This is a genomic window from Stenotrophomonas sp. STEN008, from assembly GCF_056760435.1.
The window spans coordinates 21,235-39,999 of the sequence record NZ_JBRRET010000001.1; the positions used below are offsets into that span (position 1 = coordinate 21,235).

The 18,765-nt window shown below is 66.8% G+C and carries 15 protein-coding genes, 1 tRNA gene and 1 pseudogene; 6 read left to right on the forward strand and 11 right to left on the reverse strand.

Features of this window, described 5'->3' with window-relative positions:
• Positions 1-33: 33 nt before the first annotated feature.
• Together ACVOME_RS00155 and ACVOME_RS00160 are read right to left on the reverse strand one after the other, a co-directional pair.
• On the reverse strand, positions 34-1,641 hold the full coding sequence (locus ACVOME_RS00155) for a hypothetical protein (RefSeq protein ID WP_065181596.1): 1,608 nt from the start codon (positions 1,639-1,641) through the stop codon (positions 34-36).
• Positions 1,642-1,689: 48 nt separating this feature from the next.
• A pseudogene (locus tag ACVOME_RS00160) lies at positions 1,690-1,998 on the reverse strand (ATP-binding cassette domain-containing protein); the annotation flags it as partial.
• 234 nt (positions 1,999-2,232) lie between these two features.
• Between ACVOME_RS00160 and ACVOME_RS00165 the strand changes: the two are divergent.
• Positions 2,233-2,727: a site-specific integrase gene (locus tag ACVOME_RS00165; protein WP_065181630.1), complete on the forward strand. Its 495-nt coding sequence runs from the start codon at positions 2,233-2,235 to the stop codon at positions 2,725-2,727.
• A gap of 69 nt (positions 2,728-2,796) precedes the next feature.
• Here the strand turns inward: ACVOME_RS00165 and ACVOME_RS00170 are convergent.
• The 4 genes from ACVOME_RS00170 to dtd form a co-directional block, all read right to left on the reverse strand.
• A tRNA-Ile gene (locus ACVOME_RS00170) sits at positions 2,797-2,872 on the reverse strand.
• Between the two features lie 65 nt (positions 2,873-2,937).
• The gene (gene yjjJ, locus ACVOME_RS00175; RefSeq protein ID WP_481504575.1) at positions 2,938-4,338 is read right to left on the reverse strand and encodes a type II toxin-antitoxin system HipA family toxin YjjJ; all 1,401 of its coding nucleotides are present in this window, start codon (positions 4,336-4,338) and stop codon (positions 2,938-2,940) included.
• Positions 4,339-4,537: 199 nt separating this feature from the next.
• Positions 4,538-6,391, reverse strand: coding sequence for an RNA polymerase sigma factor RpoD (rpoD, locus tag ACVOME_RS00180; RefSeq protein WP_053517130.1), 1,854 nt, complete (start codon positions 6,389-6,391; stop codon positions 4,538-4,540).
• 92 nt (positions 6,392-6,483) lie between these two features.
• Complete coding sequence (gene dtd / locus ACVOME_RS00185; RefSeq protein ID WP_053517128.1) at positions 6,484-6,924, reverse strand: D-aminoacyl-tRNA deacylase; 441 nt, start codon at positions 6,922-6,924, stop codon at positions 6,484-6,486.
• 61 nt (positions 6,925-6,985) lie between these two features.
• Between dtd and ACVOME_RS00190 the strand changes: the two genes are divergently transcribed.
• The 4 genes from ACVOME_RS00190 to ACVOME_RS00205 all read left to right on the forward strand — a co-directional run bounded on the left by ACVOME_RS00190 (position 6,986) and on the right by ACVOME_RS00205 (position 11,212).
• Positions 6,986-7,906 carry a lauroyl acyltransferase gene (locus ACVOME_RS00190; protein WP_065181594.1) on the forward strand — a complete coding sequence of 307 codons (921 nt, stop codon included), beginning with the start codon at positions 6,986-6,988 and terminating at the stop codon, positions 7,904-7,906.
• 74 nt (positions 7,907-7,980) lie between these two features.
• Positions 7,981-9,117: a GTP cyclohydrolase II RibA gene (ribA, locus tag ACVOME_RS00195; RefSeq protein WP_074899932.1), complete on the forward strand. Its 1,137-nt coding sequence runs from the start codon at positions 7,981-7,983 to the stop codon at positions 9,115-9,117.
• Between the two features lie 74 nt (positions 9,118-9,191).
• On the forward strand, positions 9,192-9,692 hold the full coding sequence (locus ACVOME_RS00200; RefSeq protein WP_053517123.1) for a PH domain-containing protein: 501 nt from the start codon (positions 9,192-9,194) through the stop codon (positions 9,690-9,692).
• Positions 9,689-11,212 (forward strand): PH domain-containing protein, encoded by a 1,524-nt coding sequence (locus ACVOME_RS00205; protein ID WP_481504576.1) that lies wholly within the window; start codon positions 9,689-9,691, stop codon positions 11,210-11,212. The genes ACVOME_RS00200 and ACVOME_RS00205 overlap by 4 nt, the downstream gene beginning before the upstream one ends.
• A gap of 100 nt (positions 11,213-11,312) precedes the next feature.
• On the opposite strand, the gene ACVOME_RS00210 is transcribed toward ACVOME_RS00205, so the two are convergent.
• Positions 11,313-12,371, reverse strand: a complete 1,059-nt coding sequence (locus ACVOME_RS00210) for a CDP-glycerol glycerophosphotransferase family protein (protein WP_481504603.1) — start codon at positions 12,369-12,371, stop codon at positions 11,313-11,315.
• Here ACVOME_RS00210 and ACVOME_RS00215 point away from each other — a divergent pair.
• Complete coding sequence (locus ACVOME_RS00215; protein ID WP_053517120.1) at positions 12,370-13,176, forward strand: glycosyltransferase family 2 protein; 807 nt, start codon at positions 12,370-12,372, stop codon at positions 13,174-13,176. The genes ACVOME_RS00210 and ACVOME_RS00215 overlap by 2 nt on opposite strands.
• Before the next feature lie 97 nt (positions 13,177-13,273).
• On the opposite strand, the gene ACVOME_RS00220 is transcribed toward ACVOME_RS00215, so the two are convergent.
• From ACVOME_RS00220 to fmt, 4 genes are all read right to left on the reverse strand, one after another.
• Entirely contained in the window at positions 13,274-14,539 is a 1,266-nt protein-coding gene (locus tag ACVOME_RS00220; RefSeq protein WP_481504604.1) for an O-antigen ligase family protein, read from the reverse strand.
• A 143-nt stretch (positions 14,540-14,682) separates the two neighbouring features.
• Positions 14,683-16,395: a glycosyltransferase family 39 protein gene (locus tag ACVOME_RS00225; protein WP_481504577.1), complete on the reverse strand. Its 1,713-nt coding sequence runs from the start codon at positions 16,393-16,395 to the stop codon at positions 14,683-14,685.
• Positions 16,396-16,417: 22 nt separating this feature from the next.
• A complete protein-coding gene (gene rsmB, locus ACVOME_RS00230; RefSeq protein ID WP_481504578.1) occupies positions 16,418-17,749 on the reverse strand; it encodes a 16S rRNA (cytosine(967)-C(5))-methyltransferase RsmB in 1,332 nt (443 codons plus the stop codon).
• Between the two features lie 3 nt (positions 17,750-17,752).
• Positions 17,753-18,676 carry a methionyl-tRNA formyltransferase gene (gene fmt / locus ACVOME_RS00235; RefSeq protein ID WP_053517116.1) on the reverse strand — a complete coding sequence of 308 codons (924 nt, stop codon included), beginning with the start codon at positions 18,674-18,676 and terminating at the stop codon, positions 17,753-17,755.
• Positions 18,677-18,765 lie beyond the last annotated feature (89 nt).

Consider the following 18,765-nt stretch of genomic DNA (forward strand, 5'->3'; position numbering starts at 1 on the left):
TCGGGGAAGATGCGTTGCTGTTGACTACGTCGATCATGGTTGCCCCATAGGCGTGATTCGGGAAAGATGAAACGGCGTGTATAGGGATCTTGGGGGGGATTGGCACGACACGATCGACGGTTTCGCAGAGTTGTCGGAGTAGTCGATGCTCACTGCTCCTCCATTCCGGCAAGCTGAAATCCATGCAGATCGAGCGTCCAACACATGCTCTTTAAAATCAAACCCATCTATTGCCGCGGGTTTTCCCCCAGGCGTCAGAGAGCTACAGGTCTTCACCTCGGGATCAAGCACAATCACTCCGCCACCGGTAAACAGGCCGTAGTTCCCTTGGCAGTCGTTGCGTGAAACCTCTCGCATCAGTTCGGCGGCAATGCGGAACTGCTGGTCCTTGCTCAAGCCGCTGATCGTTTCGCGAAGCACGTAGCCATTCTGGGCTAGAAGTTCGATCATGGCGTTCTGCACCGACGATCGCGCACCGAATGCCTCATTTAAGTCGGTGCGTTCATTGAAACGAGACGAGGAGTTCTCCTGCAGGGTACTTTTCCAGAACGTTCCCAGAGAAGCTGCTGGATCAGAATCTGTCCGGACGAGGTTGAGGAACGTGTAGACCATCCCGCAGGAGTAAGCGAGTTGATACTCGCCCTCACTGATCAGGTCGTTCAATGGTCGCTTCTTGTGCTCTGCCTGGTCGATACATGACTCTGCAGCTGCGCCTACGTCACGCGTGATCCCTTGCTCCTTGCTCCCAGTCTCCTCCGACAGAAACAAGCTCGCTGCCATTTCTGCCCCGCCCTCGAGCAGCATGATTCTGCTTTCCTGCGGGAGTGACTCCATCATCTGCACATCTTGATTCCACTGATGAAATGCTTCATGAGCAATGAAGTGAGACAAGTCTTTTGGAAAGCCTTTTGAGGTGTCCAGGCAACCCGCGCGAAGGCCAATCAGCAGCAGTCCGGGCAATGAGCTTCCGCTGAAGTGGCAGCCCTGCTGGGTATTGGCGCCCTGCTCAATCAAGAAGATTACAGAGCTCACGCTATGCCGCTCAGGTCCGAGGGCGCGCCTATAGAACTTCTGGGCCTTCTCCAGCCAATCCTGATACTGGCTCCTGAACGCCTGTGGCACGCCTTGATCCGCCAGCATCGTTGGAACGGGTACTGGCCGCCCATCGCTGAAGAATGCGTAGCCTTCGAACGCCGTCACCGGAGAGTTTGCCGGGTGCTGTGAGGCTCCTGAATCGATATCGCCACATAGGCGTTCATACTGCGGATCTTCAGGATTGATGAGGGGCCGGAGGTTGATCGCGACAGTTGAGGGCGCCAACCTGATGATTAGCGGATACTTTCTTCCCTCGGGAAGCAGACTCCTGCTGATATCCAGGGTATAGGCGTGTTCGTCCGAGCGGGCGCTCTTCGACGCTTGCCACTCCTGCAGGTTGAGTTTGGGCGTACCCCGCGAGGTCACTCGCAAAGTCGCCTTTGACATGGCTATGTCGACCTCAAGGCCGGACGCGAGGCAATCACGCTTCCCGGCCCACGCGTTTGCCGTGAGCAGTGCCCACATGAGCAAGGTTGCCAACAGCGCCCACGGCTTTGGAGCTATTGGCACCAGTCGAATGAAAGCCTTGCCGGCAGTTTCGCGCATATCACACCGTCCACAGCCACTTCCTTGAAGCCTCAGACTCAGCATTACTCAGCCCTCCCGGTGGTTTATCTCGAACCGTTCGTCTGCACTTTGTATTGTCTCCATCCGATGGGCGATCACCACCCGGGTCATGCTCGACATCTTCACGGCCGCATTGACGCGCCGCACACACTCGAGGTCCAGATGGCTGGTTGCCTCATCCAGCACCAGCAGACGAGGGCGGCGATACAGCGCCCGAGCGAGGATCACTCGCTGCTTCTGCCCTCCAGACAGGCTGGAGCCCATGTCGCCTGCCAGAGTTCTGTAGCCCATTGGCATCGCCTCGATATCGTCGCTCACTGCGGCGAGTGTCGCCGCTTTCCTAGCAAGGCGAACCATCAGTTCCGTTACCTGCGCCGCACGTTGGCTTGGCGCCTGCGGCACGGCTACTGCAAGCACAACCCCGCACAAGGTGTTCGTCAGGCGAAGGAGGCCCGTGAACACAGAATGCCCACGTCCGAAGCATTCGCCAAGGTGCTAGCCTTCGCCCGCGAGCGCGGTGCCAGGTCGCCTCACACAAAGGGTAGCTGCCCCGCCTACATCGCCCCAGCGATGGTGCTGGCATTCAGCGCACGTCTGCGGGGCATCGAGGTCTGCACGCTGACTGACGTTCACCGCCTCGACCAGGGCGTGCACGGCGAACGACGGAAAGGCTCGCGTGCGTCGATCACAGAATGGAACAGCGAAATGACCGAAGCGTGGGAGACGCTGGTGACGCGGCGTGATGCGATATGGAACCGCGACGGCCGGAACTTCGCCATACCTATCCGACCTGAGAAGCGTTTTCTGCTTGTGGAGCAAACGGGAAATCCTATCGCACGATCTTCAACGTCCAGTGCCTGGCAACGGTTCATCCGTATGGCAATAAGCGAGGGCGTGATTGAGGAAAGCGAGCGGTTTTCGATGCATGGCCTCAAGCACCGGGGCGTTACCGACACCGCGGGCAACCTTGGCGACAAGCAGGACGCTGCCGGGCACAAGTCGCCAACAACGACAGGCCGCTACGATCACGGCATGCCGGTCGTGAAACCACCGCGCAGGCGCTGAATTTTCCCGACAATTCTCCCGGCGGCACAAAAAAGACACTTGGGCGGGAGCCTAAGTGCCTGCTCTTTATGGTGGGCCCACCAGGATTCGAACCTGGAACCAAAGGATTATGAGTCCTCTGCTCTAACCGTTGAGCTATAGGCCCGTGCAACGTGAAAGTGTAGTTGAGTCAGGCCTTCTCTCGCCACCGACCGGCCGCAGAAGCGTGCCTCAGCCGAAACGGTTCCCCATGGCCCGGACCCGAGCTGCATTCTGTCCGGCCACCTCCAGCAGCACCTTGGACCGCAGCAGGCCCGACGCTGCTACCCGCTCCCAGAAATCTACCGCCAGCGGAGCCGCCCAGTGCAGGTGATCCAATTGGCCTGCGCGCCGTGGTGCGACCGGGGGAAGCGGCGTTGTCGCCCGCAGAACGCCGGTTCGCGAGGGGGCCAGGGACATCGGCAGCATGTCGTAGGCAGGGGCAAGCGGCAACGCCCCGCGATCCAGCAGATGGAAGCCGACGTTGCCCTGATGCATATCGGTATTGCCAATCAATTGCCCAAAGGCGTGCAGCCGCGACAGGGCGGTTGCGGTCTCCTGATGGATCCACCGCTGCGCCAGCAACTGCTCACCCGCCTGCCCCCAATCCATGGTTACGTCACCCACATACGCCGAGGACAGGGCCAACAGCGACACGAATCCACGCCGTCCCAGTGTGCCCGGCGAGCGGTCAAACCGCTTCACCTCCAGGAAGGTGTGGCTGTCGGTCTGGATGAGCGACGATTCTGCTGCAGATACACCCGCCTCGCGCAGAACCTCAAGCGCCAGATGCTCGCAGACCAACAGGTCTGCCCACCGCTCGGCAGCCTCCCCCGCGCCCGGCAGGGCGAACTTCACCAGCGCGGCATAGCGGCCGCCATCGTGCTCGACCGTCGCGGTGAACTTGGGCTGTTCGCCGCCGGGCGAGGAGCCGACATCTTCGCCTTCCAGCGCAGCAGTTGCCCATTCGGGATAGCGCTGCTGCCGATCCTCGCTGCGCACGCGGTCCGGCGGTGTGTCCATCGTCGCAAGAGCAGACGAAACCGCGTCCCCGCCCAGCAGCAGATTGCCGACATCGGTACCACCTGCGCGCACCAGCGCCTGAAGGGTGTCGCCAAGCTGCCAGCGGTTGATGTCCTCAGGGAGGCCAAGCTCACGTCCGCGTCGGTGGGCGAACGTTCTTCCCAGGAATCCCTGTGGCCTCAGGTCATCCAGATACCAGGGCAGGCCCGGGAAGTGACCCATGATGTCGCCCTCGGGCGGGCGGACAAGATTCGGACGATCCCCTTGCGTCTGAACGTAGAAGGTGTCGCCGCGCAGTGCCACGACCTGCCCCAGCTCTTCCAGACGACCATCTTCGCGCATGCGGAAGAGAGGCCATTCGCTGCCGGCGGGGGTGTCCTGGCGCTGGGCGTAGGCAGTGGCCCGGGTGCGGCCCAGCCGCACCACCGCGCCTCCCGCGTCGGTGACCAGCCGCCCCAGGGTCGGGCGAGTGATCCCAAGGCCCGCCAGAAGATCGGCCGCCGGCACCACCTGCCCGGGGGGCAGGCGCTCCAGCAGGTCGTTGACCAGGTGAGTGCGGGGACGGGCCATGCACCAATATCGTTACGAGTTAATTTACGTATTATTGCCACATGGTGAGGCGATGCGCAAGGCTCCGGTCAACACAATCCATTGATTGCCATAGGGTCGCGCGGTTTCACCATCCGAATTAAATTACGAATTAATTTACGAAAAAAAAGGAAAACCCCGCCGAAGCGGGGTTTTCCAGTTCACGACACAACCGCTGGAATCAATCGATATCCAGGAAGCTGCGCAGCTGTTCCGAGCGGCTCGGGTGACGCAGCTTGCGCAGCGCCTTTGCTTCGATCTGGCGGATGCGCTCGCGGGTCACGTCGAACTGCTTGCCGACCTCTTCCAGCGTGTGGTCGGTGTTCATGTCGATGCCGAAGCGCATGCGCAGCACCTTGGCTTCCCTCGGGGTGAGGCCGGCCAGCACGTCACGCACGGTTTCAGACAGATTGATGTTGGTGGTGTTCTCGATCGGGGACTCCACATTGGTGTCCTCGATGAAGTCGCCCAGATGGGAATCCTCGTCGTCGCCGATCGGGGTTTCCATCGAGATCGGCTCCTTGGCGATCTTCATCACCTTGCGGATCTTGTCTTCCGGCATGTCCATTTCCTTGGCCAGCTCCTCCGGCGTGGCCTCGCGGCCGTACTGCTGGAGCATCTGGCGGGAAATGCGGTTCAACTTGTTGATCGTCTCGATCATGTGCACCGGAATACGGATGGTGCGCGCCTGGTCGGCGATCGAGCGGGTGATGGCCTGGCGGATCCACCAGGTCGCATACGTGGAGAACTTGTAGCCGCGGCGGTACTCGAACTTGTCCACGGCCTTCATCAGGCCGATGTTGCCTTCCTGGATCAGGTCGAGGAACTGCAGGCCACGGTTGGTGTACTTCTTGGCGATCGAGATCACCAGGCGCAGGTTGGCCTCGACCATCTCCTTCTTGGCCTTGCGCGCCTTGGCTTCACCGTAGGCCATGGCACGGCTGATTTCCTTCAGCTCTTCCAGGTCCAGCTGGGTCAGCTTCTCGATGTCGATCGTGGCCTGCTGTTCGGCAATGATCTGGTCCTTCACCTCACGCAGCGCCGACGACCACTTCTGCTTGCGCTTCAGTGCGTCTTCCACCCACTCCAGGTTGGTCTGGTTGCCTTCCCAGGAGCGGATGAAATCCTTGCGCGGCATGCGCGCGGTGACGGTGGCCAGGTTCAGCACGCGGCGCTCATGGCTCTTGATCTCGGCCATGGTGTCGCGCAGCTGCTTGGTCAGCACGTCGGTCAGCGGCAGCGGCAGCTTCAGGGTGACGAACACGGCCGACATCTCTTCGCGCAGGCGCGGCAGGTTCTTCTTGTCGCCCTTGCCGGCGGCCTTCTTGAAGGCATTGAAGGCATCGCTCAGCGCCTGCATGCGCGCGGCGACTTCCTCCGGGTCCGGACCGGTCGGTGCGGCTTCCTCATCGGCGCCGTCGACATCATCGTCCTCGTCCTCGTCGGCTTCGGCGTCGGCATCGTCGCTGTCATCGGCGGCGGCCGCCGGCGGAGCCGGCTCTTCGTCGGTCAGGTCGTTGAAGCCGACGATCACTTCGGCCAGGCGCTTCTTGCCTTCCTTGTGGGCTTCGTAATCGGACAGCAGCGATTCGACCGACACCGGGAACTGGCCCAGTGCGGCCTGTACCTGGCCCAGGCCTTCTTCGATGCGCTTGGCGATGGCGATTTCGCCTTCGCGGGTCAGCAGCTCGACAGTACCCATTTCGCGCATGTACATGCGCACCGGGTCGGTGGTACGGCCACCTTCGGTGTCGAGCGCGCTCAGCGCGGCAGCGGCTTCTTCGGCCGCGGTGTCGTCGACTTCGCGGTTGCCGGTGTTGCCGTCGTTGAGGAGGAGAGTCTCCACATCCGGCGCAACTTCATGGACATCAATGCCCATGCCGTTGATCATGCCGATGATGTCTTCGATCTGTTCCGGGTCGACCATGTCGTCCGGCAGATGGTCATTGACTTCGGCGTAGGTCAGGTAGCCCTGTTCCAGGCCCTTGCTGATCAGTTGCTTGATTTCGGATTGGGCAGGACGTTCGTTGGCCATGTAGTGCTCGCGCCACCGGCTGGGTAGGAAATAGGGAACGTAGCATTATACCAGCCCGGGGCCCCGCCTGCCGGGCGGTGGTCCCGGCGGCTTCAGGGCCTGAGAAGGAAGGTCACGGGACCATCATTGACCAGGCTGACGATCATATGGGCACCAAAGCGGCCCGTTTCCACCCCTGGCGCGTGATTTTCACGGCAGATGTCGACAAATCGATTGAACCCGCGTTCAGCCTCGGCCGGCGGCGCCGCAGTGGTGAAGCTGGGGCGCATGCCCGACCGGGTGTCGGCCGCCAGGGTGAACTGGCTGACCAGCAGCAGGCCGCCGCCGGTATCGCGCAGCGAGCGGTTCATCTTCCCGGCTTCATCGGCAAACACCCGGTAGCCCAGCAGGCGCTCGGCCATGCGCTGCAGCTGCGGCTCGGTGTCGCCCGGCTCCATCCCCACCAGGGCCAGCAGGCCAGGGCCGATCTGGCCGACGGCCTCGCCATCGACGTGGACGGCGGCCTGGCTGACGCGTTGGATCAGGACGAGCATCTGTGGGTTTCCGGTCGGGGGGCCGGCCACGATAGCAGCGCCCTTGGCTAAACTTGCGTGGATGAACCCGCAACGCAAAGCCCGGCTGGCCTATCGCGCCACCACCCTGTTCACGCGCCTGCCCTGGCCGCTGCTGCGCGGCGTCGCGCAGGCCCTGGCCTGGGCCTGGATCCGTCTCAACGCCCGTGAGAGTCGCGTCACCCGCCGCAACCTGGAGCTGGCCTACCCGGATCTGGACCCCGTTGCGCGCGAGCGCCTGCATCGCGATCTGCTGCGCTCCACCGCCCTGCAGGCCATCGAGACCCTGCGCCTGTGGAGCCGCCCGCCGGCCGAGAACCTGCGCCTGCACCTGAAGCAGCGTCAAGGTGAAGCGCTGTATGACGCGGCGCTGGCCAGCGGCAGGGGCGTGATCGTGGCCGCGCCGCACTTCGGCAACTGGGAGCTGCTGAACCAGTGGCTGGCCTCGCGCGGACAGATCGCCATCGTCTACAAGCCGCCGGAGGATGAAGCCAGCGACGCGTTCCTGCAGCTGGTGCGGGGTGGCCAGAACGTGCAGCAGGTGCGCGCCGAGGGCCCGGCGGTGCGCCAGTTGTTCAAGGTACTCAAGGATGGTGGCGCCACCGGCATCCTGCCGGACCAGCAGCCGAAGGCCGGTGACGGCGTGTTCGTTCCGTTCTTCGGTGTGCCGGCGCTGACCATGACCCTGGTCAACCGCCTGGCCGAACGCACCGGCGCCATCGTCCTGTATGGCTGGTGCGAGCGCATTGGGCCGGACATGGAATTCGCCCTGCACGTCGAGCCGGCCGACCCCGCAGTGGCCGACCCGGACCCGCAGACTGCGGCCACCGCCCTCAACGCCGGGATCGAACGCATCGCCCGCCGCGATCCGGCGCAGTACCAGTGGACCTACAAGCGCTATACGCTGCGGCCACCGGGCAGCGGCGAGGATGACCCCTACGCGACCGAGGAACACCCCCACTGAGTCCCACCGTGCCGCCCTGCGACCGGCGGCCGCAGCACGTTGAATACGACGCCGGCGCCCCCATAGAGACTGCGATGTCCGCCTCCCCCGGTCCTGCCATGCCTGCTGCCTCCTCCCTGTTCGGCGACCCGGCCGCGATCCGCTGCGAGCGCGCGGTCGCGGAACTGCGCGCCGGTCGCCCGGTCCTGCTTCACGACGGCCAGGGCCAACGCCTGGCCGTGATCGCGCTGGACAGCGCCACCGCCAGCAGCTTTGCCGCCTTTGCCAGCGCAGCGCGCGAGCGTCATTACCTGTTCCTGACGGCGACCCGCGCCCGCGTGCTGGGGGTGGAGGCACCTGACGGTGTGCGCCTGCCGCTGGCCGGTATCGCCTTCGACGCCCTGCCGACGCTGGGCTACCTGCGCGAGCCCGGGCCGATGCCGGCTCACTGGACCGCAGGCGATGCCTTCGATGCCGGCGCGGTTGAACTGGCCCGCCTGGGCCTGCTGCTGCCGGCCATGGTCGCGGTGCGCCTGGATGCGGATGATGCGACCTTCGACGGCGCCGCCGACGTCGCCCTGTGCGACCTGGCCGAAGGTGCGGCGCACGCCGCCCACGACTATGAGCTGGTCGCCCGTTCGCCGGTACCGCTGCGCGATGTCGGCATGACCACCTTCGCGGTGTTCCGCGGCGGCGTTGCACAACGCGACCAGGTGGCGATCATCGTCGGCGACCCGGACCTGTCTGCCGTGGTGCCGGTACGCGTGCACTCCTCGTGCCTGACCGGCGACCTGTTCGGTTCGCTCAAGTGCGACTGCGGGGACCAGCTGCGACGCGGTCTGCGCAAACTGAAGGAACTGGGCGGCGGCGTGCTGCTGTATCTGGACCAGGAAGGCCGGGGAACGGGCATCGCTGCAAAGATGCGCGCCTATGGCTACCAGCACGACGGGCTGGACACGATCGACGCCGATGCACAACTGGGCTTCGGCGCCGATGAGCGACGCTATGGCAGCGCCGTGGCGATGCTGCGCGGCCTGGGCATCAGCCGCGTGGCCCTGCTCAGCAACAATCCGACCAAGGCACAGCGCCTGCGCAATGCCGGCATCGAAGTGCTGGACTGCATTCCGGTCACTGGCGAGATCACGGCCGAGAACGAACACTACCTGCGCACCAAGGCCGACCGTGCCGGCCATCTGCTCGATGTCGATGCACTGATCCAGGCGGCGCAGTAGCGCGCCCGACCTGCTACCGTCTGCGCGGTGCGGCTGCGGCCGCCCCGCCTGCCCTGCCGCCCGACGGAGCCCGTGTGACCGACCAGCCTCTTCCTGCTGTGCCCATCAACGACTGGCAGCCGCTGCCGGCCCGCGCCGCACGCCTGGCCGCGCTGGAAGGCGCATTCGGTGGACTGTTCGTGCCAGGCGCACCGCTGGCAGCCGCGTGGTGGTTCTTCGATCTGCCTGCCGGGCTGTGGGGTGCAGCGTCGGGCCTGCTGGTCGGCGCCCTGTTCGGCGCGTGGCTGGGCCATCGCCGCCTGACCCGCACACGCTGGCGCCTGGACGCACAGGGCCTGGGCCTGCGCAGGGACCTGATGTGGCAGACCGAAACGCAGGTACCGGTCTCGCGCGTGCAGCACCTGGATCTGCGCCGTGGTCCGCTGGAGCGGCGTGCCGGCCTGGCGACGCTGATCGTGCACACCGCAGGCACCCGCCTCAGTGCCGTGACTGTCAGCGGCCTGGATGATGCCGACGCCGAACGCCTGCGCGACACCCTGGCCCACCAGCTCGACCAGGACGCCGACGCCCTGTGAGCCAGCCACCGCCCCTGCCGCCCCCGCTGCCACGCGGCGGCGACGAACAGCGCCTGCACCCCTGGTCATGGCTGTTCGTGCTGCTGATGCAGCTGCGGCACTACTTCCTGCCGTTGGTCGCGCTGCTGGTGTTCGGCCAGCGCGGCGACCGCGACCCGCTGTGGGCGCAGTTGATGCCGCTGCTGGCCATCGCCGCGCTGGTGGTGGTCTCGGTGCTGCAGTACCTGAGCTACCGCTACCGCATCGGCAGTGATGCGATCACCGTGCGCAGCGGGCTGCTTGCGCGCAACCGCCGGGAAATTCCCTTCGCCCGCATCCACAACGTGGAAGTGCGGCAGAACCCGTTGCACCGGCTGTTCGGCGTGGCCGAGCTGCGCCTGGAGTCGGCCGGCGGCGTGCGCCCGGAGGCAGAGATGCGGGTGCTGCGGTTGGACCAGGCATTGGCACTGGAGCAGCTGGTGAAGCAGCGCGGAAAGGCGCCTGGCAACGCACCGGCTGCCACCGCCGACCCGACCGATGAAGTGCTGCTGCGCATGTCCACTGCCGAAGTGATCCTGCTGGGCCTGCTGTCCAACCGCGGCTGGGTGCTGTTCGCCGCCGCCATCGGTGCGCTGCTGCAGGTGATCCCGCGCCGTTCGCTGGACGGCGTGATCTCCAGCGGAGGACGCGAGGCATTCGGCTACGCCAGCCAGCTGCACGAGGGCCTTGCCGGCCTGCTGATCCTGGCCGCGCTGGTGCTGGTCGCAGGCTGGCTGCTGATGCGCCTGCTGTCGGTGGTGCTGGCCCTGCTGCGCTATGCCGGCTTCACCCTGACCGAGCAGGAACACCGGCTGACGGTCGCGGCAGGCCTGCTCAGCCGCACGCGCAGCAGCGTGGCGCGCCGGCGCATCCAGGCCTGGACCCTGCGTGAAGGCACCCTGCAACGCTGGTTCGGGCGGCGCCAGCTGCAGATTGACAGCGCTGCCGGCGGCCCCACCCGCGAGGAAGATCGGGCGCTGCGCGAACTCGCGCCGCTGGCACCGGCCGCCGACTGCGATCATCTGGTGCAGCACCTGCTGCCTCAGCTGCAGTGGCCGCCCGCGCACTGGCAGCCGGTGCCGCAGCGCGGCTGGTGGCGGTTGTGCCTGGGCAGCGTACTGCTGGTGCCGTTGCTGGCCGCCGCGATGTACTGGCGCTGGGGAACACCCGGCCTGCTGTTGCTGGGCTGGCTGCCGGTCGCGCTGTGGGTCGCCCATCGGCAGATGGCGCGCATGGGCTGGCATCTGGATGATCGCTACGTCGCGGTGCGCGGCGGATGGTGGAGGCGCTGGTGGCGCTGGGCGGAACTGGACAAGCTGCAGGGCCTGCGCCTGCAGCGCTCACCGCTGGACAGGCTGCTGGGCACGGCCAGCCTGCAGTTGGACACCGCAGGCGCGCATGGTGATGTGGCCCTGGCGCTGCATTACCTGCCGCACGCACAGGCACGGGCGCTGATGGCGCAGCTGGCCGCCGCGCTGCCGCGCCGCAAGCTGCGCTGGTGACCCGTTGCCGCCCTTCCACGCCTGGCGTGGATCTACTGTAGAGCCGAGCCCATGCTCGGCTTGCCACAGCCGAGCGTGGGCTCGGCTCTACATCCCCCGATCACCGCTGTGATGGCCCCCAGTAGCCCAGATCCCTGCGGATCTGCAGGTCACGCATCCAGCTGCCGAAGGGTTTGCGGCGCAGCGCGCCCATCTCGCCGGACAGGAAATCCTCGGTTGCGGCAATCACCCGCTCACTGGAGCGGCCGTCACGGTACGGATGGATCGCGTCGGCATAGCGCACGATCTCCGCCTGCAGGGCGGCATCCGGGTGCAGCACGCGCTGCAGCATGACGGGCAGCTGCGCCGGCACGTCGAAATCGATCATGTGCGGTTTCGGGACGCGGTTGCGGAAGGTCACCACCGGCTTGTGCTGGACGATGAACTCCGAAACGATCGAAGACGTATCGGACACCAGCACATCAGCGGCGCGCTGTGCGGCCATGACCTGCTCCGGTTCGATGAAGCGGGCATTGGCGCCGGCCAGCGCACGGTAACGCTCGAACAGCTCCGGCGGGCACTTCGGGTGCAGGGTCAGCAGCCAGTAGCGCTCCCCGGCCGCGATGTCGGCGGCGATCTGCGCATGCAGGTGCGGGGCGGCGCTGAGCCGCTCGGTGAAGGTCGAGCCGAACAGGATCACCGGACGACCGCCCGCCGCTGCGCGCAGCGCGGCGCTTTCGCCACCATCGTCGCGGAACAGCGGGTCCAGCTTCGGCCAGCCGGTCTCGGCCACCGCGAAGTGACCCTGCAGGGCGGCGATGTCGCGGAACGGCGCGGTGGTGGCCGGGCCCTGGGTGCAGTACAGGTCGAACATCCCGCGTACCCGGAAATGGCCACGTGCGCTGTCGCGCTTCTCCACGTTGAAGCCATGGAACAGCTGCACCTTGGCACCGGACAGGAACGTCGGCACCCAGTTGGCCGCGCTGTACACCGCGCGCGGGCGCATCGCCAGGGCCTGCTTCAGGCCGATCACGGGCACGCCCGGCAACTGGCTGCCGGCGGCGCCACCTTCGAACCAGGCAGCCACCTCCTGCCCGGACGCGTGCAAGGCCTGCGCCAACGGGGCGAGAATAGGCAGCGCATAGCGCTCCGTCGCAAACAACAGGTACCCGGCCATCATGTCCTCCACGACCGCTCCCATCGAACGGCCTCGCATCTCGGCGTGCATTATCGCGTTCAACGAGGCCGGCCGCATCGGCGACTGCCTGGCCTCGCTGGCCTTCTGCGACGAGATCATCGTGGTGGACTCGTATTCCAGCGACGCCACCGTGGCCATCGCCGAGGCTGCCGGTGCCCGCGTGCTGCAGCGGCCGTTCGATGGCTTCCGCAGCCAGAAGGCGTTCTGCGTCGAGCAGGCAGCACATGACTGGGTGGTGTGCCTGGATGCCGACGAGCGCATCAGCCCGGAACTGCGCGCCTCCATCGAACAGGCCCGCGAGGGGGGATTCAGCGGCCACGCGGGCTACCGCTTCGCCCGCCTTTCAGAGTATTTCGGCCGCTTCCTGCGCCACGGCAACGCCTATCCGGACCGGGTGATGCGCCTGTTCGACCGCCGCCGCGGCGGCTGGCGCGGCACCCGTGAGATCCACGAGGCCGCCAGCGTCGATGGCAGCGTCGGCACCCTGCGCGGTGACCTCATCCACTACCCCTACCGCTCGCTGCAGCAGCAACTGGCCAAGACCGAGAAGTACGCGCGGATGATGGCCGAGCACGAGTTCGCACGCGGCAAGCGCGCCACCCTGGGCAAGCTGGTGCTGGCACCGGCCTGGCGCTTCTGGCGGGGATTCATTTTCCGCGGCGGTTTCCGCGATGGTTGGCACGGCCTGGTCTATGCCTACGTGCGTGCCAACTACGTGCGGCAGAAGACCATCATGCTGTGGATGCTCGGCAACGGTCAGGCGGTGGCCGACCCGCCGCAGCCCTGATCCGCCGGGCATGGCCGGCGCGACCGCTCCCGTGCACCTGCGTGCGCCGGGCATGGCGGTGCAGGGGTAGCGCCGGGCCATGCCCGGCGGCGGGGCGTCAACCCGCGTTGGCCCCGCGGTGGCGGGCACCTTCCAGGATCGACAACCCGGCCAGCAGGCCGACGATGGTGACGTAGAAGCTGGCCGTCATCTGGTGCGCGAACATCGACTGGGTCAGCCCGCACAGCACGTACGTGGTCACGATCATGATCCCGGCCGCGGCAGGCCCGCGGAACGTACTGCGCCCGCTGCGCCGATGCAGGCGCACGAACACCCACAGCGGAACGCCATACACCGCCAGCAGCAGCAGCAGGCCGGGCATGCCCTGGGTGGCGGCCCATTCGGCTACGTCGTTATGGGCATGGCCAAGGTGGCAGCGCTGTTCGTCCGGGTTCTCGCGGCAGACCGGCACACGCTGCATCGCGTCATCGAAGTGGCCGATTCCGACACCGACCAGCGGGTGGTCCAGGAAGGTATCCCAGGCAACCTGCAGACGCTCCACGCGGGCACCGGCGGAAGAGTCGCTGTCGCCCTGCTCCATGCGCTGCATGTCGCTGTGCAGCTCGCTCAGCCGCACCTGGTGACGCAGCTCGGGCACCGACAGCAGCAGGGTGGCGCCAATCGCCAACATGCCTGCCAGCACCGACAGGCGGGCGGTGCCGGTCCGCCAGCGCAGGCTCAGCGCCAGCACCACCAGCAGGGCCAGCAACGCCGCGAACACGCCACGGCTGCCGGTCAACACGATGGTTCCACAGCCGGCCGCCATGCCGACGATCACCAGCGACCAGCGTCGCGAAGGTCGGCAGAACACCAGCAGCACCATCAGCACCATCACGATGTCGGCCAGCACGATGGCATTGGTGAACAGCTCCGCACGCGGAGCCCCCTGCAGTACCTGCCACAGCGACATCGCGAAGGTGGCGACCAGCCCGGCCAGCGCGCCACGCCAGAGCCAGCGCAGGTCCGGGCGCAACGCGCAGACCCACAGGGCGATCCAGGGGATCACCACGAAGCGCGAGCGGTTGTCGACATCGCGCAGCCCCTGCTCGAACAGCAGCACCGACAGCAGGCCCAGCGCCAGCACCGCGAGCATCAGCCAGGTCAGCACCTTCACCGGCTGCCCGCCCATGTGCCGGGCGCGCCACAACAGTTCCGGCGCCAGCAGCGTGCTGGCCAGCAGCAACAAGCCATACGGTAGCAGGTTGATCGGCACGGTAAGCACCAGCGCCGGAAGGCAGAACAGACCGATCTGCGCCAGCCAGTGCGCCGTGCGCTGCCGACCGCCGACGGGGGCACCCGGCAGGTCGCCGGCCGCGGGGTTCAGGTTGTCCGGTGGAGCTGGCACGTCGGAAGTTTCGCTGCGGGTGTGCGGGAAGAACGGGGGCGGCCACAACGGCCACTCCCAGTGTGCTGTTTTACTGCCTTTGTCGCCTGTTGGGCAGTCTGGACAAGCGTGGACACAGGCCGTTATCCCCGTTCCTGCAAACGCCGTTCACGTTCGCGCTCGCGATCGCTGGCCTGGCAGGGCGCGACCACCGCCTCCGCCGGCACCAGCCACCAGCGGCGACGATTGGCCACGCCCGCCGGTTCGGCCCGGTCGCGGTCCACGCACGGCAACATGGCGTCCTCCTGCACCAGCAGCCAGCGCCGCGCCGGCACCAGCCGCTGCCAGCGCGTCGCCGCCTGCAGTTGTTCACCCCAGGGGGTGTTGAAGCCGAACGTGGCCGCCGGTCGATCGGCCATCAGCAGGTTCTGTTCCTTCCAGGCCACCAGGCCCAACTCGGCCTGCGGGCCGATGCGCTCCCCCACATGGCGCATCAGGCCCCGCGCCGAACCCGAATCGTTCAACAGCGGGTAGCCCACCAGGCTGTACAGCACCCACACCGTGGCCAGGGTCGACACCATGGCCAGATGACGCCGGCCACGGCCAGACAGCAACAGGCTGGCCACACCGCAGGCGCCCATCGCCAGCGCCGCCCAGGCCAACGCATCCATCACGCCCGGTGCCAGACCACGTTCGTGCTCCAGCCTCGACTCAAATCCCGGCTTGCCCAGCAATGCCAGTGCGCCTGCTAGCAGCGTGCCGAGCGCCAGGGCTAGCGTGAACAGCCCCAGCAGTGCCTGCACGTCGCGACGACGCAGAAGGCCGGGCAGCAGCGGCGCCAGGGCCAGGCAGAACATCGGCAGCGCAGGGAGAATGTACACATCGCGCTTGCCCTCGGGAATCGAGAAGAACAGCACGATCAGCAACCACCACCCCAGCAGAAGCAGGTAGCGCGCGTCGCGTCGCTGCAGCCGGCGGCGCCAGGCCGGAATCGCCCACGGCAGTGCCAGGAACGCGGGAATCCACATCGACGGCATGATCGCCAGGAAGTACCACCACGGCTGGTGGTGGTCCCAGGACTGGGCATAACGCCCTGCGGTCTGCTGGAACAGGATGTCGTCCATGTAGGCGCGGTACTCATCCAGCCCGGTCGCCAGCGCCGCCAGCACCATCGGCAGCAGCCACAGCGCCACGGCCAGCAGGAACGCCAGCGGCGCCAGCCAGAAGCGCAGGTCGCGCGCATGCAGGCGCACACCGTTCCACCGCAGCGCCGAGCCGATCACGGCCGGAACGAGCATCAGCAGGGCGATCACGCCCACGCCCTTGGTGATGACGCCGATCCCGGCGAAGAACCAGCCCAGCCACCACCAGCGCCATGCCGGGCCCAGCAGCAGGTGGCGCAGCAGCCCGTAGTTGGCCAGGGTGATGAACAGCACCACCAGCGGATCGATCTGTGCCTTCTTCGCCTGGAAGGTGAACTGCAGTGCGAACAGCAGTGCCCAGCCTGCGTACAGGCCGACGCGTCGCGTCCACAGCCGATCGCCGAGATCGACCACGCACCACAACGTGCCCAGCGCAGCGATCAGCGAGGGCAGCAGGAACGCCAGCCGCCAATCGCCGATCAGGTGATAGAGCGTGGCCTGCCACCACATCAGCATCGGCGGCTTGTCCGAGTACAGCTCCAGGCCGCGATGCGGGAACAACCAGTGACCGCTGTCCACCATCTGCTTGGCGACGAGCGCGAAGCGCGGCTCATCCGACGGCCAGGGATCGCGCAGGCCGAGTCCAGCCCCCAGCACCAGCAGGGCCATCACCACGAACAACCACGTCTCTCGCGACGCGCGGGTTTTCAGCATGAGGACTTGAACGGCAGCGGATTCACACCGCTTTTAGCAGACGCGCGTAGAAGAATCCGTCAGCATCGCTGTCACCGGGCAGTCGTTGGCGTGCAATGCCTTCGCAATCCAGCCCGAACGCCTCGTCCAACGGCTGCGCCACCGCATCCGGGTGCCACTTCAGGAACGCGCGGATCTGCTCGATGTTCTCCGCACTCAGGATCGAGCACGTGGCATACAGCAGGACGCCACCGGGGCGCAGCATCGACCAGCATGCCTCCAGCAGCCGGGCCTGAACGCCGACCAGCGCATCGATGTCCTCGGCGCGGCGGTGGAACATCACATCCGGCTGGCGGCGGATCACGCCCGTGGCCGAACAGGGCGCATCGAGCAGGATCGCATCGAACGGCGTGCCATCCCACCACGCGCCAGGATCGCTGGCGTCTGCCGCCAGGGTCTGTGCGCCCTCACCGACACCCGTGCGCGCGTACGTGTCACGGGCACGCGCCAAGCGACGGGCGTCGATGTCCAGCGCCAGCAGGCGCAGGCTGGGATCACGCTCCAGCAGGTGCGCCGACTTGCCGCCCGGTGCGGCGCAGGCATCCAGTACCCGCGCCCCGGCGGCCGGCGCCAGCGCATCGGCCGCGCACTGCGCCGACAGATCCTGCACCGAGAGCGCGCCCTCGGCGAAGCCGGGCAGCTGGTTGACAGCGACCGGCGTCGCCAGCCGCAACGCGTCCGCACTGAGCGGACTTGGCTCGGCGACGATACCGGCCTCGGCCAGCACGGCCAGGACCTTCTCGCGGCCACCGTGCTGGCGGTTGGCGCGCAGCCACAGCGGCGCAGGCTGCAGGCTGGCGCTGAAGATCGCCTCGGCCTGCGTCGGCCAGTCGCGCTCGATGGCCTCGGCCAGCCAAGCCGGAAACGCATCTCGGGCCGGCTGTTCCGGGAATCCCTCACGCTGGGCGCGGCGCAGGATGGCATTGACCAGGCCCGCCTGGCGCTCACGGCCCAGCGCCCGCGCTGCGTCGACGGTGGCCGACAGGGCCGCGTGCGCCGGCAGTTCCAGTACGTCCAGCTGGGCGAAGCCGACCATCAGCAGCGTGCGCAGGTCTGCATCGCGCGCCGAGAGCGGCTTCTGCATCCACGCCTGCAATGCCGCGTCATAGGTACTGCGACGGCGCAGCACGGCAAAACACAGCGCTTCCAGCAACGCCCGATCACGGCTGTCGGCCAGCTTCGGCAGGGCCCACGCCAGTTCCGCCTTCAGCGAACGGCCACGGGTGAACACCTGGGCCAGCACGCGCGCGGCCAGCATGCGGGTGGCTGCACCCGGCGCCGCCCTGGCGATGGAGAAGTCATTCTGTTTCGTCACCGCTTACGCTCCCACGCGCAGGTCGCGACGGGCGTTGAGGTAATCGGCGGCAGTGATCGCCTTGCCACCTTCGCGCTGCAGCACGCGCAGGCGCAGCGCGCCCTGGCCGCAGGCAATGTCGATGCCTTCGCGGCCGGCAGCAAGTACCGTTCCCGGTGCCTGGCCGTGCTCCATCGCCTGCGCCACGGCGCCATGGATGCGCACGCGCTCACCGGCCAGCGTTGCTTCGGCGACAGGCCACGGGTTGAACGCACGCACGGTCCGCGCCAGCACCGCTGCATCCTGCGCCCAGTCCAGCTTCGCCTCGGCCTTGTCCAGCTTGTGTGCATAGGTCACGCCCTGCTCCGGCTGAGGCCGCGCGATCGGCTTGATGCCGGCGCGCAGCAGTCCCAGGCCATCGGACAACACCTGCGCACCCAGCTCGGCCAGCTTGTCGTGCAGCTGGCCACCGGTATCGGTGGCCGCGATCGGCAGCGCCTGGTGCAGCAGCACCGGGCCGGTATCCAGTCCGGCTTCCATCTGCATCAGGCACACGCCCGTGGTCTCGTCACCGGCCTGGATCGCGCGCTGGATCGGCGCCGCACCGCGCCAGCGCGGCAGCAGCGAAGCGTGCACGTTCCAGCACCCGTAGGTCGGGATGGCCAGCACGGCCTTGGGCAGGATCAGGCCGTAGGCCACCACCACCATCAGGTCCGGCTTCAGGTCACGCAGCTGCTGCTGGGCCGCTTCGTCCTTCAGCGATTCGGGCTGGTACACCGGAATGCCGCGGGCCACCGCCTCAAGCTTCACCGGCGAGGGGGCCAGGCCGCGACCACGACCTGACGGACGGTCAGGCTGGGTGTAGACGGCCACGACCTCGTGGTGGCGCGCCGCTGCGCGCAGCGATGACACCGCGAATTCCGGCGTACCGGCAAAGACAATCCTCATGGCTACCCCACTTGCAGGATGGATTCGTGCAGGAAAGAAAACGGCGCCGTCGGCCGGCGCCGTACAGCCCGCGCGCTGCGCGCAGGCAC